The 15153-nt window shown below is 30.5% G+C and carries 16 protein-coding genes; 8 read left to right on the forward strand and 8 right to left on the reverse strand.

Features of this window, described 5'->3' with window-relative positions; translation table 11 throughout:
- Window positions 1-3 precede the first annotated feature (3 nt).
- Together IFB02_RS01870 and IFB02_RS01875 are read left to right on the forward strand one after the other, a co-directional pair.
- Window positions 4-270 carry an acyl-CoA-binding protein gene (locus tag IFB02_RS01870; protein WP_106688222.1) on the forward strand — a complete coding sequence of 89 codons (267 nt, stop codon included), beginning with the start codon at window positions 4-6 and terminating at the stop codon, window positions 268-270.
- 2 nt (window positions 271-272) lie between these two features.
- The gene (locus IFB02_RS01875; RefSeq protein ID WP_106688221.1) at window positions 273-614 is read left to right on the forward strand and encodes an SdpI family protein; all 342 of its coding nucleotides are present in this window, start codon (window positions 273-275) and stop codon (window positions 612-614) included.
- Between the two features lie 4 nt (window positions 615-618).
- Here IFB02_RS01875 and pafA read toward each other — a convergent pair whose 3' ends face one another.
- Complete coding sequence (pafA, locus tag IFB02_RS01880; RefSeq protein ID WP_106688220.1) at window positions 619-2286, reverse strand: alkaline phosphatase PafA; 1668 nt, start codon at window positions 2284-2286, stop codon at window positions 619-621.
- A 106-nt stretch (window positions 2287-2392) separates the two neighbouring features.
- Between pafA and IFB02_RS01885 the strand changes: the two genes are divergently transcribed.
- A complete protein-coding gene (locus tag IFB02_RS01885) occupies window positions 2393-3133 on the forward strand; it encodes an MlaE family ABC transporter permease (protein WP_106688219.1) in 741 nt (246 codons plus the stop codon).
- Window positions 3130-3897: an ABC transporter ATP-binding protein gene (locus IFB02_RS01890; RefSeq protein WP_106688218.1), complete on the forward strand. Its 768-nt coding sequence runs from the start codon at window positions 3130-3132 to the stop codon at window positions 3895-3897. Before IFB02_RS01885 ends, IFB02_RS01890 begins: the two co-directional genes overlap by 4 nt.
- Before the next feature lie 24 nt (window positions 3898-3921).
- On the opposite strand, the gene IFB02_RS01895 is transcribed toward IFB02_RS01890, so the two are convergent.
- The 4 genes from IFB02_RS01895 to IFB02_RS01910 form a co-directional block, all read right to left on the reverse strand.
- Entirely contained in the window at window positions 3922-5400 is a 1479-nt protein-coding gene (locus IFB02_RS01895) for a DUF389 domain-containing protein (RefSeq protein ID WP_106688217.1), read from the reverse strand.
- 9 nt (window positions 5401-5409) lie between these two features.
- Window positions 5410-6492, reverse strand: coding sequence for a mannose-1-phosphate guanylyltransferase (locus IFB02_RS01900; RefSeq protein ID WP_106688216.1), 1083 nt, complete (start codon window positions 6490-6492; stop codon window positions 5410-5412).
- 10 nt (window positions 6493-6502) lie between these two features.
- Window positions 6503-7102 (reverse strand): SprT-like domain-containing protein, encoded by a 600-nt coding sequence (locus tag IFB02_RS01905; RefSeq protein ID WP_106688215.1) that lies wholly within the window; start codon window positions 7100-7102, stop codon window positions 6503-6505.
- Between the two features lie 68 nt (window positions 7103-7170).
- Entirely contained in the window at window positions 7171-7512 is a 342-nt protein-coding gene (locus IFB02_RS01910; RefSeq protein WP_106688214.1) for a winged helix-turn-helix transcriptional regulator, read from the reverse strand.
- Window positions 7513-7615: 103 nt separating this feature from the next.
- Here IFB02_RS01910 and IFB02_RS01915 point away from each other — a divergent pair, with 103 nt between their 5' ends.
- On the forward strand, window positions 7616-8215 hold the full coding sequence (locus IFB02_RS01915) for a nitroreductase family protein (protein WP_106688213.1): 600 nt from the start codon (window positions 7616-7618) through the stop codon (window positions 8213-8215).
- A gap of 56 nt (window positions 8216-8271) precedes the next feature.
- Here IFB02_RS01915 and IFB02_RS01920 read toward each other — a convergent pair whose 3' ends face one another.
- From IFB02_RS01920 to IFB02_RS01930, 3 genes are all read right to left on the reverse strand, one after another.
- Window positions 8272-8865: a porin family protein gene (locus IFB02_RS01920; RefSeq protein ID WP_106688212.1), complete on the reverse strand. Its 594-nt coding sequence runs from the start codon at window positions 8863-8865 to the stop codon at window positions 8272-8274.
- A gap of 26 nt (window positions 8866-8891) precedes the next feature.
- Window positions 8892-9665 carry a zinc metalloprotease gene (locus tag IFB02_RS01925; protein WP_106688211.1) on the reverse strand — a complete coding sequence of 258 codons (774 nt, stop codon included), beginning with the start codon at window positions 9663-9665 and terminating at the stop codon, window positions 8892-8894.
- Window positions 9666-9772: 107 nt separating this feature from the next.
- Window positions 9773-10825 carry a hypothetical protein gene (locus IFB02_RS01930; protein WP_106688210.1) on the reverse strand — a complete coding sequence of 351 codons (1053 nt, stop codon included), beginning with the start codon at window positions 10823-10825 and terminating at the stop codon, window positions 9773-9775.
- A gap of 331 nt (window positions 10826-11156) precedes the next feature.
- Here IFB02_RS01930 and IFB02_RS01935 point away from each other — a divergent pair, with 331 nt between their 5' ends.
- Genes IFB02_RS01935 through IFB02_RS01945 form a run of 3 tightly spaced genes read left to right on the forward strand, consistent with a single transcriptional unit; the run spans window position 11157 to window position 15150 of the window.
- A complete protein-coding gene (locus tag IFB02_RS01935) occupies window positions 11157-11672 on the forward strand; it encodes an RNA polymerase sigma factor (RefSeq protein WP_106688209.1) in 516 nt (171 codons plus the stop codon).
- Between the two features lie 39 nt (window positions 11673-11711).
- On the forward strand, window positions 11712-12629 hold the full coding sequence (locus IFB02_RS01940) for a FecR family protein (protein ID WP_106688208.1): 918 nt from the start codon (window positions 11712-11714) through the stop codon (window positions 12627-12629).
- A complete protein-coding gene (locus IFB02_RS01945; RefSeq protein WP_106688207.1) occupies window positions 12616-15150 on the forward strand; it encodes a TonB-dependent receptor in 2535 nt (844 codons plus the stop codon). Before IFB02_RS01940 ends, IFB02_RS01945 begins: the two co-directional genes overlap by 14 nt.
- Window positions 15151-15153 lie beyond the last annotated feature (3 nt).

Genomic DNA, 15153 nt, shown 5'->3' on the forward strand with positions numbered 1-15153 from the left:
CTAATGACTCCTGAAGCATTAAATAAGAAGTTTGAAGACGCTGTAGATTGTATTAACAATCATACAGAACCTTTTCCTGCAGATTTTCTTCTTAGGCTTTACGCCTACTATAAAAAAGCCACAAACGATTATGGCAGACCTAATAGTAGAAAGCAAATAATTAATGCCTTTAAAACAAATGCCTTATTTCAGATAAAAAATATAACTCCAGAAGAGGCAAAAGAAAAATACATTGAATTAGTAAATAACTACTTCTTATATAGAAAATAATAATGATAGATCTAAACACCTTATTAAATCCTTGTATATTATGTGGTGTTGTTTTCTCTATTGTTGGTGCAATATTATTCTATTTTCCGCCAAAAGAAATTAATTTAATTTATGGCTATAGAACCATTAGATCTATGAAAAATCAAGAATCTTGGGATTTTGCGCAAAAGTTTTCTTCTAAAAAAATGATTATTTCTGGTGTACTACTTACTTTAATAGGTTTAATAATATCAATTATTTCACTTGATAATCAACTACAATTATATGTAAGCCTATTATTAATAGGCTTATCATTATTTTGGATGATTTTCACAACAGAAAATCAATTAAAAAAACGTTTTTAATCCTTTAGTCTACCAATAGATAACTTAATGGTTTTCCTGTTGCTCCATTAGGAAAAGTAATACCTAAAAGTGCCGATATGGTTGGTGCTATATCTGGAATTGTTGTATAATCGTTAGTACTTCCATTTAATATTCCGTTACCATAAAATAATAACGGCACATGAGTATCATAATTTAAAGGAGAACCATGTGTAGATCCTGTATGACTGTATTGGATTACTGCAGGATCTAAAACAAACAATACATCTCCAGAACGTTTTTGGTTAAATCCATTTTGTAATAATACTTCTATCCCATTATTAAATTGTGTAGTAGCCATAGTTGTAGCTGTATAAGCTTTATCTACTCCAGGATAATTTATAATGTGATTTACAATACGGTTTTGAACAAGAGTTAAATCTAAATTTAAACTAGCAATCTTATCATGATCTAAAAATATTTGCTGATTACTAATATTTTTAATCCAATTAGACAACTTATGTCCTTCTACTTCTAAGGTATCTAAATAAGCTTTAAAATCTTTACCATTAAAGTATCCAGCTGGTATTTTTACACTTTTTAAATATGCTGGCACATTAACAGCGCCGTGATCTGCAGTTAGAAAAACCGTATAATTTCCTGAGCCTACTTGCTTGTCTAAAGCATAAAGCAACTGCTCTATTTCTAAATCTAATCTAATGTAAGTGTCTTCAATTTCTTTACTATTAACACCAAAATTGTGTCCAACGTAATCTGTACTAGAATAACTTACAGTTAATACATCTGTATAATTGTCTTGACCTAATAATTCGCCTTTTAAAGCAGCTATAGAAAATTCGGTTACAAGACTATTTCCGTAAGGTGTAGATTTTAAAATATCATAACCTCTATTTGAAGCACTTAAAGTTTTTAAATCATAAGGAAAAGTTGCGGTTTCTTTTCCATAAAATCCGCCTTCAAAATCATTTAAATCACTTCCACTTTCGGTATAAGTAGAAATATCATATAAGGTATTCCAATCTTTTAAATATTTTTCTGCAGGATTTGTTGCGTTATAGGTTTTAACCCATTGTGGTAATTGATCAAAGTAATAAGTACTAGAAATAAATTGACCTTCGTCTTTACCATGAAACCAATATGCAGCATTTGCACTATGTCCAGCAGGTAAAATTGCGCCTCTATCTTTAATAGAAATTCCAATGGTTTTTCCTTTCATTTGAGTAAACAATCTGTTTTCGTCTGCAAAAGTGGTTGTTTTCATTCTATGCGGAGACATTTGTCCTGCCTTATCAAGTGTTCCTACAGATTGTACCGTTGTATCTCCAGCACAATACACAAAAGAATCACTATACTTATCGTACCAATTATTAGCAATTACTCCATGTGTTTTTGGTGTAGCTCCTGTAAAAACAGATGCGTGTCCTGGACCAGTATAAGTAGGCACATAATTAAAATGATTGTTTTTACAATTAAAACCATTGTTAATTAAACGCTTAAATCCTCCATTACCATATTTATTTTCAAACCTTGTTAGGTATTCATATCGCATTTGATCTACAACTATTCCAACAACTAATTTAGGCTTATCCAAATCGGTTGTTGTTACATTATTTGTGTTAGAAGTGACTACTTGTTTTTGAGATTGACAAGCTAGTATTAAAAAGATTATGCAAACAGAAAGTATTGCTCTCATGTATATTTAATTTTAAAGCCCAAAAATACAGATTTTATGACATCTAATTTGAAATTAACGTTAAATACCTACAAGAATTTTATATTTTAGCAGTAATAAAATTGATATGAATTACCTACACTATTTAGGCACATATACGTTAATGATAGTAGAAATGTTTAGAAAACCAACCAAATGGTCGGTTATGAAACAATTAATACTAAAAGACATTGACGATTTAATTATTGGATCTTTAGGTATTGTTGCCTTTATTTCATTTTTTGTTGGTGGCGTTGTCACCATACAAACTGCATTAAATATAGACAATCCTTTAATCCCTAAAAATCTTGTTGGATTTGCAACTAGACAATCTATTATTTTAGAATTTGCGCCAACTTTTATGTCTATAATTATGGCTGGAAAAGTTGGTTCTTTTATTACTTCAAGCATAGGAACTATGCGTGTTACAGAGCAAATAGACGCATTAGAAGTTATGGGAATTAACAGTCTAAATTATTTAGTATTCCCTAAATTTATTGCTTTAACATTATACCCATTTGTTATTTCAATCTCTATGTTTTTAGGTATTCTTGGCGGATTAGCAGCTTGTGTTTATGGTGGTTATGCCAGCATGGGCGATTACATAGAAGGTTTACAATTAGATTTTACGCCTTTTCATATTGCATATGCTTTTATAAAGACTCTAATTTTTGCTTTTATTCTAGCAACAATTCCTTCTTATCAAGGTTATTATATGCGTGGTGGCGCATTAGAAGTAGGTAAAGCAAGTACAACATCTTTTGTATGGACAAGTGTTGTAATAATTGTATTAAACTATTTATTAACCCAACTACTTTTAAGCCAATGATTGAAGTAAAAAATTTACATAAGTCTTTTGGTGATGCCCATATATTAAAAGGTATCACTACTACTTTTGAAAAAGGTAAAACAAACCTTATTATTGGGCAAAGTGGATCTGGAAAAACTGTATTTTTAAAGTGCTTATTAGGAATTTTTAATTATGAAGAAGGAAGCATCGCCTACGACGGAAATGTATTTGCTAAATTAAGCGAAGATCAAAAAAGAAATATTAGAGCACAAATAGGAATGGTATTTCAAGGTAGTGCTTTGTTTGATTCTATGACTATTGAAGAGAACGTAATGTTTCCTCTTAAAATGTTTACAAAACAAAGTAAAAGTGAAATGCAAGATCGAGTAGACTTTGTTTTAAAACGTGTTAATTTAGCAGATGCTCATAAAAAAATGCCAAGTGAAGCTTCTGGAGGAATGCAAAAACGTGTAGCAATTGCGCGTGCAATTGTTAACAAACCTAAGTATCTTTTTTGTGACGAACCTAACTCTGGATTAGACCCAAAGACTTCTATAGTTATTGATGATTTAATAAAAGAAATCACCGAAGAATATCAAATCACAACCGTAATCAATTCGCACGATATGAACTCGGTAATGCAAATTGGCGAAAAGATTGTCTTTCTTAAAAATGGTTATAAAGAATGGGAAGGTTCTAGATACGACATTTTTAAAACAGACAATGAAGCTGTAACCGATTTTGTTTACTCTTCAGAGTTGTTTAAAAAAGTTAGACAGATGTATATTGAAGAACGCGGATAGTTCTAGCTTTACTTACTTAATTAATTATCGTTTTTGAGTCACTACTAAAGTGTCCGTTTTAAGTTTAAACTTTAACCACTTGTAAAGTTTGTCCTTTTCATTAGCAATTTGCTGCTGATCAATTAAAGAATCATTCCATTTTATTGAAAAAACTGGTAATGTGTCTATAGTTTTAAAGTTACTTGTAATGACTTTGGAATAAGATACCTCATCTACTGTTTCATAATTAATATGAATCTCTTCTGTTAAGGATTTAAACGGAATTTGATCTTTTTCTAACACAGATAATTCTCTAACCTTATCTTCTAAAATAGCTATTTTTTGTTGTTGCGTTAACAAGTCTAAAGAGTCGCGTGTACGCAATTCTTCCATATAATCTAAATTATTAATTTGTCTGTTTTTAGTTTGATTAATTAATAGTTTAGTATTCTTTAAAAAACGATAAGACTGCAATCTTTGCTCTAATACATTTTTAGTTTCGTCAGAAATCACATCTGTTCCAAAAGTGGTTAACTCTATATTAGAATCGCCATTTTCACTATAATTAATAGTGGCGTATTTTTTAATGTAATTAGAATTTGGTAAAGCTTTAAGCTCATTATTAACAAAGTCCTTCGCATCTATTGTAAACTGACTTTCTTTTAAAACACTTAAAAACGTAAATACCGCAGGAATCATGACAATAATTGCTACTAAAGATGCGACTCTAGCAATACGTTTTCTCTTAGCGGAATTAGCATATTTAAGCATAGGAAAACGCAAAATCTTAAGTACTAAAAACGTAGCTAATGCTATAAAAATAGTGTTAATTGTAAATAAGTACATGGCTTGACCAAAGTACTTCCAATTGGCTTTTGCTAATCCATAACCAGCTGTACATAAAGGTGGCATTAAAGCAGTTGCAATTGCTACACCAAATATTACAGATGCAATTGTACCACGTTTGGTACGCGCAATAATTAAGGCTAATCCACCAAAAAAGGCAATTAATACATCACGAATATCTGGTTGTACTCGTCCTAAAAGCTCGGATGTGTCTTCGCTTAAAGGGAAAAATCTAAAAAACAAAAATGCAGTTAATAAACTTAACACAATCATTATTGCTAAGTTGATTAAAGATCGTCTTAATGTATCAATATCGTTAATTGCAATAGATAACCCAACTCCTAAAATTGGTCCCATTAAAGGAGAAATTAACATGGCTCCAATAACTACTGCTGTACTATTTGCATTTAATCCTATAGATGCAACAAAGATAGAACATATTAAAATCCATGCTGTTGCGCCTTTAAAAGGTATATCATTTTTTATAGCTTCTATAGTAGCATCACGATCTGTATCCTCTCTAAAGTCTAAAAGCTCATTTAAAAAGGTTTTTATACTTTTAAATAAACCTTCGGCATCTTTTTTTACCGCTTCCTTTTTTTGCTCTACAGCTTCTTGTTGTTTGTCTTCTTCAGAGAAGTTAAACTTATTTTCGTTAGGATTGTTTGTTGTACTCATTAATTAAAATTAACCGTAATGTTCTCCAAATTTAGTTTTTACACTTTGAAGTACTTTTTTAATGTCTTGTTCTTTTTCTTTAGGAAAGATAAGCAAAACTTCGTCTTTATCAACAATTATATAATCTTTTAATCCATCTACAACTACAACTTTATCTTTTGTAGTTCTAATCATATTTCCTGTAGCGTCTTGCGTTAATGTTTTGGCATTTACAATTGCATTTTGACTTGAATCTTTGTCTAATTTATCATATAAACTTCCCCAAGTTCCTAGATCATTCCAGTCAAAAGTTGCAGGAATTACAAATACATTTTTAGACGATTCCATGATAGCATAATCTACCGAAATATTTTCCGCTTTAGCGTAATTTTCTTCTATAAATTCTTCTTCAGCACTTGTATTGTAAGTTTCTATTCCTTTGTAAAAATGCTCAAATAATTCAGGTTGATTGGTTTTAAATGCTTTTATCACAGCAGTTGCGCTCCACATAAAAATACCTGCATTCCATAAAAAATTGCCTTGAGCTAAAAACTGTTTAGCAATATCGTAATCAGGTTTTTCTCTAAATTGAATCACGTTGCTAATATTTTCTGCGGAAGCGTTACCACATTCTATATAACCATAACCTGTGTTAGGAAACGTTGGTTTAATACCTAATGTCATTAACGCATCGTTTTGTTCACAAAACTGAAAGGCTTGCTGGACATTTTGCGTAAATGCAGCTTCGTCTTCAATCCAATGATCACTTGGCGCTACAATCATAACTGCATCTGGATTTTCTTTTTGAATTTTTAAAGATGCATATAAAATACATGGTGCTGTATTACGCATTGCTGGTTCTAAAACAACCTGTTCTGGTTTTACATCTGGTAATTGCTGTAAAACAAGATCATTATATTTTTCATTAGTTAAAATGAAAATATTTTCGGTTGGAATTAATTTATTTAATCGCTGAAACGTCTTTTGTATTAAAGTATCGCCTGTTCCCAACATATCATGAAATTGTTTAGGAAAACTCTCTGTACTTACTGGCCAAAATCTAGATCCAACGCCGCCAGCCATTAATATCGCGTAATAGTTTTTGTTTTGCATGTATTGTTATTTAATTGTCTATAGGCGTTACTTCTGCATTGGCATTAAACAAGTATAGTCTACCTGTTGCTACCTCAACACACTCGTAACGTGTACGACGTTTTTTACCTTTTTTAAACACTTTACCGTTATAGATTTTAAAGATGCTATTTAAAGGTACTTCAAATATATAAGTTTTATTGGTATTGACGTCAAATTGCTTTAAAGCATAGGCTAAATGCACGTCTGTATCGCTAGACGCTTTTGGGTTTTTAAAATGTTTTGCCAACATTGGTAATAATTGCAGCGGAAAAACTTCTGGATTTAAAAATGGTAACATTAAATGTTGAAATGTTGCTTTCCACTCTTTTCCATGCGGTTTAATAAATTTTCCAAAATTTTTATAGGCTTCAAGATGCGCAATTTCGTGAATTAAAGTGATTAAAAACCGATATTTATTTAAGCTTCCATTTACAGTAATTTGATGCTTACCATTAGGTAATTTACGGTAATCACCATGACGTGTTTTACGCTCTTTTTTTACTAAAACCGTTAGATTATCCTGATCTAAAAGCTGTAATACTTTTGCTACTGAAGCTTCAGGAATGTAATTAGATATGGTATGCTGCATCGCTACAAATGTAAAATTTTGCGCTTATAAAAAGAAATTAAAATGACATAGAACTTCTATCTAACCCATTAAGTTTTTGAAGCTGTTTCGCCCCATTCTGCAATAGAAATAATTAAAGGAATTAAAGTTTCACCTAGTTTAGTTAAAGAATACTCTACTTTTAAAGGCGGTTTTGTTGTGTATACCTTTCGCTTTACAATACCATCGTCTTCCAAAGTTTTTAGTTGTAGACTTAAAGTTCTTTCGGTAACAGCAGGCATTTCTTTTCTTAATTGGCTGTAACGTTTTGCTTCATCTTTTAAATGGTATAAGATTACGGTTTTCCATTTACCGCCAATTACGCCCATTGTAAGACTTGCGCAACAAGGATATTCTTTACCATTAAACACGTGTTTTCCTTTTTTAGACATTTTAAAAATACTACTATACTTTTTGACCGTTATTGCAAAGATAAAAAACTATACTTATTTTTGCTACTATAATTTTTATAGTATAAATGAAATAATATTAAATATGAGTTTTTTAACCGCAATGCAAGAGCGTTATACGACCAAAATGTATGATGCTTCAAAAAAAATTGAAACACAAAAAATAGAAGAACTAAAGCAAATACTACAACTTAGTCCTTCTTCTATAAATAGTCAACCATGGAAATTTACTTTTGTGTCTGACCAAAACACAAAAGAAAAATTATCTAAAGTATCATGGATAAACACCGAAAAAGTTATCAATTGTGATACAGTAGTTGTACTGAGTAGAATTGATAATCTAAATACTTTTGAACAACAAATTGAAGATGCTTTACCAGAAGGAGCTGTTAAATATTATAAAGAATTTATAAAACCTTTACCGGAAGATCAAATTAAATCTTGGTTTGACAAACAAGTGTATTTATCCTTAGGTGTTTTATTAAGCGCTTGTGCTGCTATGGGAATTGACTCTACACCAATGGAAGGTATTAATCCAAAAGATTACGATACTATTTTAAACTTTAAAGATCAAGCAACCTTAGTTGCTGTGGCTATAGGCTATAGAGATGAAGAGGATTTTAATCAACCTAGTAAAAAACCTAAATCAAGATTAAATCTTGATGACGTTGTACAAACTGTATAAAATCAAAAAACCGCTTTTTACAAAGCGGTTTTTCTTTTCCCTTTTTTCCTCAGTGATTAAAAACCGAAAGCTACTGAGAATTGCCAAACACGGTTTTTTGGTTCGCCATCGTCATAAATATCTCCTAAACCTAAGTGATAACGCACGCCTAAACTAACACCTGAATCTGTTTTAATTCCGGCACCAAAATTAGCGCCATAATCTATATTATTAGGATCAAACTCTTGCTCTGTATCAAATAAATTAAAATTACTGTCGTAAGTCTCTTTATGCGAAATTGCAAAGCCTAATTGTGGACCAGCTTCTAAATAAAAATTAGAAACCGGATAAATCTTTAATACTAAAGGCATGTTTATATAGTTAAGCTTTTGTGTAAACGTGCTATTGTTATTTTCTAATTGATAACCTTGTTGCGAGTAAAGCAACTCTAATTGAAGTGCTACTACATTTGATAAATAAGACTCGCCAAATACACCAACATGAAATCCGCTTCTTTGTCCTGTTTCTCCTTCGCCATCATAACTTACAGCAGCTAAATTATATCCTCCTTTTATACCTGCAGTAGATTTACTTTTTGTATCTGTATCTTGAGCATTTGATGTAAATATTACACCAAAAACTAATGCTATTGTTAATAGTAAATTTTTCATTTTTATCTTTTTTAGTTTGTTATTAATTATTTTCCGCCGTTAGCTTGCAAATCTGCAATACATTGGCTGTCTAATTGTGGTGCTGTACTTACACCAATTAAATTTTCCATTCCCGATCCAGTTTCGGCAGACCAATACATTAAGCAATCTTCATCATTACAATGTTTAGGATGCTCTGTATCCTCGTGATTGGTTTGCATTGCTGCACCTAAATTTGTTAATCCTAAAATATGACCAAATTCATGTGTGATAACCGTAGTTTCTAAAACATCTCTGTTGGCTTCAAAAGCACTATCGCTGTAGCTATGCAAGGTTTCTTCATAAATAACAAAAGATGTATTACGATACGCTGTTCCTAACACAACACCGTTTGCGGTATTGTTAGCAGACTGCCCATCTGCAAAAAATGCCCAAACTGCAATTTGATCTTCGGTGTTATATTTAGTTCTGTTAGCGTTTTCTATATCAATAATATCTTGTGTTGTATAAGACGACATTCCTGGAGAAACTATTGATCTAGTTACTACAGTAATTCCGTTTGGTTTATAAGTTCTTTCTTCTAAAAAGTTTACAAAATTATTAATCGCAGTTTGTGTTGGTTTAAAACCTTCTACATACACTAACTCTACTACCATGCTACTAAAAACAGCATCTGAAAGTAAGTGGTTAGAGGATGTACCTGTTGGTTGTTGATTAGCGGTTACACCTGTTAATTCTTGATTTGCTTCTGCAGAATCTTCTTTACTGCAAGACAATAAAAGAGTTACTAATAAGATTGGTATTAAAAAATAGTGTTTCATTTTAAATAAGATTTGGGTTTTTAAAAAGAACTACTGCCTTGATAGACAGCAGTTCTTAAGTACATTAATTATACCAAAATAATTAACTAACTAACCAACTTATATTTCTAAATTTGTGTTAAAACTAATGTTATGGCAGCATTAGTAGTACTTTGTAAAGAAATACTAGTATTGTTATAACTTGTAACTTCCCATTGGTGATTTAGTAAAGAAAATGAAGTATTTCCTGCAAAATTTAACTCTAAATATACTTCTGTTTGCGAAGTCACTTGATATGTTCCTTGTACGTCTTGCACAGTTGCGTTAATTATATTTTCTGCAACTAAAGTCATATCGTTTGCAAAATCTATAGTAAACTCGGCATAATCTGAAGCTGTATCAACACTAGTATCTACAAAAGATTCTATTTGATACACACCATTTACAAGTAATTGCTCTAATTGTTGTGCGTTTTCTTCAGCCTCTTCTTGCGCGCCTTCAAGTCCTAAACAGTCGTTAATTTGAACTTGTAATTCTAAATCGCTAGCAATTGTAGTTGCTGTATCACCAGAAATAGTTGCTGTTATTGGATAGTTAACAGCAAATAATGTATCGTCACTTAAATTATTTATATAAGCATATAATTGTTGGTTAGACTCTATCACAACGCTTCCAGTTTGTTCTAAATTTAAATTATAATTTAAAATTGTAATTGGATAGTTTACTTCTACACAAGAGATGGCGTCTTCTGCAATTTGCTCTACAGCTTGACAGGCTTGAGCTACCAAATTGTATTGAGATTGACTAGTCACAACAAGCTCTGTATAATTATTTAATTGAATAGTTAAAGGAAATTGCAACTGTACCTCGTCACTATCGTCATTAAATTGTGCCATAATATCTATCACTTGTTGGTAATCTGCTTCGTTAACAATTGTTACTTGCGTCCCGTTTACAGTTGCAGTTACTGGTAATAAGATAGACGAACATGAAACGCCATCTAAAAAATCGTCAAAAGATCCATCGTACATAGATACTCGCTCTAAGTTAGATGCTGTTTGAGAATCTGCTGTGTTTGTATTAGGGTTTTCTCCGTTATCGGTATCAATTTCATCTTGACAAGATGTAAAACTGAATAGTGCTAATAATGCAAAAGCTGTAATTAATTTTAAATTTTTCATAGTTTTAATTGTTTAAGTTTATTTTTCTTTTTTTCTAATTCTTTTTCTTTTAATTCTTTTTCAAAGCAATTTTTTGGGTTTCTATAAGTAAGACAACTTAAAATAATTTTACCCTACCTTAAGTTATTATTTATTTCAAATAAAATATAAAATGAAGCGATTACAGTAGTTAACAATACTATAATTAAACATACTTCTATAATTTTTATCATTCTGCTAGTTTGCATAAGTTTGGATTTTGGATTATTTACAATTAAGACAACACAAAATAATTTTACCCTACTTTTGTAATTAAATTTTTTAATTTTTAGCTCCAAATTAATTTTAGTTTATGGATAAAAACACTAGTAATCTTTGTGAAGATGCACAGTTTAATGCCTTCTATTTAAAACACATACAAGCTGCTAGCAATTTTGCTTACTACAAATGTGGCGATAGTGATAATGCTTTAGATATTGTGCAAGATGCATTTTCTAAAATTTGGGAAAATTGTTCTAAAATTGAATTTGAAAAAGCAAAAACCTATCTTTTTACAACAGTAAATAATCTGTTTTTAAATAAAGTAAAACACGAAAAAGTGGTTTTAGAATACGCTAAAGCAACACCTTATATTGATCAAACCAATCAAAACCCAGAATATTTATTAGAAGAAGAACAGTTTAAACAAAAGCTACAACAAGCAATCGCTTTATTAACCGATGCACAAAGAGAAGTTTTTTTATTAAATAGAATTGAAGGAAAAAAATATCGTGAGATTGCAGAACTATTAGATATTTCTCAAAAAGCAGTTGAAAAACGTATGTCTGGCGCGTTAAAAACACTTCGTGAAAAAATTGAAAACATATAAAGGTAGGGTAAAACAACAGTTAATTGTCTTATAATTGAAATGGAAGAAAATAACAACATATTAAAATGGTTTAATAACGATCTTTCTAAATCTGAAGAAGAGTCGTTAAAGCAATCTAAAGCGTTGGATGACACTTTACTTAAAATTGAACATTATAGTAAACACCTAAATGCTCCAGAAGTAGATGCAAACAATGCTTTATCGCAATTTAAATCGCGACAACTTAAAAAGAAAGACACTAAAGTTAGAGCATTAAATTATAAATTAATTTATCGTGTTGCAGCAATGCTAACCATAATGCTTTGCGCCTCATATTTCATATTTTTTAATAATACTGTTGACTATAAAACTGATATAGCCCAAACGCAAAATCTAACATTACCAGACCAATCTGAAGTCATACTAAATGCAAAATCAAAACTTAGTTACAACAAAAAGAATTGGGATAACAATCGTAATTTAGATTTAAAAGGTGAAGCTTATTTTAAAGTAGAAAAAGGGCAAAAATTTACTGTTAACACAAATGTTGGAAAAGTTCAAGTATTAGGAACACAATTTAATGTAAAACAAAGAGACAATTATTTTGAAGTCCAATGTTACGAAGGTTTAGTTGCAGTGACAAACCAAAACAACACTGTAAAATTAACACCAGGTAAAACCTTTAGACTTATAAATGGTGTTGTAGAAAATTTAGACGATTTTAATGCTAATGCGCCATCTTGGATCAATGCAGAATCTTCTTTTGTAAAAGTCCCTTTATCTAATGTTATTAAAGAATTAGAAATTCAATATAACATAACCATAGATTATAAAAACATAGATACCAACATGTTGTTTACTGGTGCTTTTACGCACAAGGATAAAAATATTGCATTACAAGCTGTTACAATTCCTTTAAATATAAGCTACAAAATAGATGGTAAAAAAGTAACCTTTTATAAATATGAAGGGAAATAAATACATAACTATTTTAGTTTTTTTATTTAGTTTAACGTGTTTTGCTCAACAAAACACAATTGCTTTAATAGATTTTATAAAAGCTACCGAAACTAAATTTGATGTAAAATTCTCTTATGCCAATCAAGATGTAGAAGGTGTTTTAATAACAACACCAAAAACCGAATTAGATCTTAATCAAACTATAGATTACCTAAATTCTAATACCAGTTTAGAGTTTAAAACTTTAGATAATAGATACGTAACTGTTTCAAATTCAATAAAAAAAGAAACCATTTGCGGTTATATTTTTAACGCTAAAGACAAACAACCACTTTTTGGAGCAACCATTAGTGTTGTTGGTAAAAACACTGGAGTAATTTCAGATGAAAATGGTTATTTCATTTTAGAAAACATCAATAAAGAAAATAGCATAAACATCTCTTATTTAGGATTTAAAACGCAATCTTTAAAAGCGTTTGCGTTATTAAAACAACAAGGTTGTAATCCAATTTATTTAGATGAAAGTGCAGAAACCTTAAACCAAATAATAATCACCAAATTTTTAACCAACGGATTAAAAAAATTAAAAGATGGTAGCTTAATTTTAAGCACTACCAATTTTGGTGTATTACCTGGATTAACAGAGCCTGATGTTTTACAATCCATACAAGTCTTACCTGGAATAGAAAGTAGTAACGAAAGCATTGCTAACATTAACGTTCGTGGTGGAACAAACGACCAAAACTTAATGCTTTGGGACGGAATAAAAATGTACCATTCTGGTCATTTTTTTGGATTAATTTCTGCTTATAACCCTAACTTAACCAATAAAGTTATTGTTACAAAAAATGGTACAAGTAGCCAATATAGCGATGGTGTTTCTAGTACGATTAACATGCTTACAAAAGATGAATTGTCAGGACTATTTTCTGGAAATGTTGGTGCAAACCTTATTAGCGCAGATGCGTTTTTTAATATTCCTATTACCAAAAAACTAGAACTTTTAATCTCTGGTAGACGTGCATATACAGATGCATTTAAAACGCCAACTTATAACAATTATTTTAACAGAAGTTTTCAAGACAGTGATATTAATACCAATCAAAATATTGAAAACAGCTCGACAAATTCAGAATTTTTCTTTTATGATTATTCGGCAAAACTGTTATTCGATTTAAATAGTAACCATAAATTTAGAGCCAATATTATTGGGATAAAAAACAATTTAGATTATGCTGAAACTATTACAGATAATAACAATCAAAGTAATAGAAAATCTAGTGTTCTATCTCAAGACAATTTAGGATTTGGCGCCAATTGGGACGCCAATTGGTCAAGCAAATTTAACACCAAACTGTCTGCTTTTTACAGTCAGTATAATGTAAATGCATCGGATTTACGTGAGTCTACCAACCAACTATTACAACAAGCTAACGAGGTTTTAGAAACCGGTATAAAACTTACTTCTAATTACAAATTAAGTAACCACCTAAACCTTTTAAATGGCTACGAGTTTAATGAAATTGGAATCCTTAATCAAACCTTAGTTAATGCACCAGCATACGAGCGTACAAAAAAAGATGTTTTATTAAAACATGCTGCTTTTACAGAAGCCGAATTTAATAAAAACAACACCTATTTTAGACTTGGTGTTAGAGCTAATTATTTTCAAAAGTTTGATAAACTTTTAATTGAACCTAGATTAAATATTAGACAGCAACTGTCTACTAAATTTGCTTTAAAATTAGAAGGTGAATTTAAAAACCAATCGGCAACACAAATAGTCGATTTTCAAGACGATTTTTTAGGCGTAGAAAATAGACGTTGGATTTTAGCCAACAACAGTAGTTTACCAGTTTCTACTAGTAAACAAGCTACGTTTGGAATTAATTACAAACAAAACAATTTTTATGTAGATGTTACAGGTTTTTATAAACATGTAAACGGGATTACTGCTAGTAATCAAGGATTTCACAACAACTTTCAATATATAAATGCAACTGGAGCATATACCGCTAACGGAATTGAATTTTTAATTAACAAAACCGCAAAACAATATAGTGCTTGGATAAGTTATACATATAGTACGAATAATTATGATTTTGAAAGTTTTAATCCGTCAACATTTCCTAATAATGTAGATATAAGACATTCTGTTTCTGTTGCTGGTAATTATTCTGTTTTAGATAATTTAGAACTATCTGTTGGAGCAAATTGGCATAGTGGATTGCCATATACTAAACCTATTGAAGATAATCCTACAGTACAAACAGGTAATGATTTTTTTGTTAATTACGATGCGCCAAATGCGCAACAACTTCCTTCATTTTTTAGATTAGATGCTTCTTTAAATTATCAGCCAAATTGGTTTAATGCAGTTAAAACATCTATTAGAATTGGTGTAAGAAATGTGACTAACCAGAAAAACATTATTAATAGATACTACAAAGTTAATCCAGATGACAACACTAATGTTATCGAAATTAATAATACATCTTTACCTATTACACCTAACGCCAGTTTAAGAATTAGTTTTTAATAA

The organism is Mesoflavibacter profundi, assembly GCF_014764305.1.
GTDB classification, from domain to species: domain Bacteria; phylum Bacteroidota; class Bacteroidia; order Flavobacteriales; family Flavobacteriaceae; genus Mesoflavibacter; species Mesoflavibacter profundi.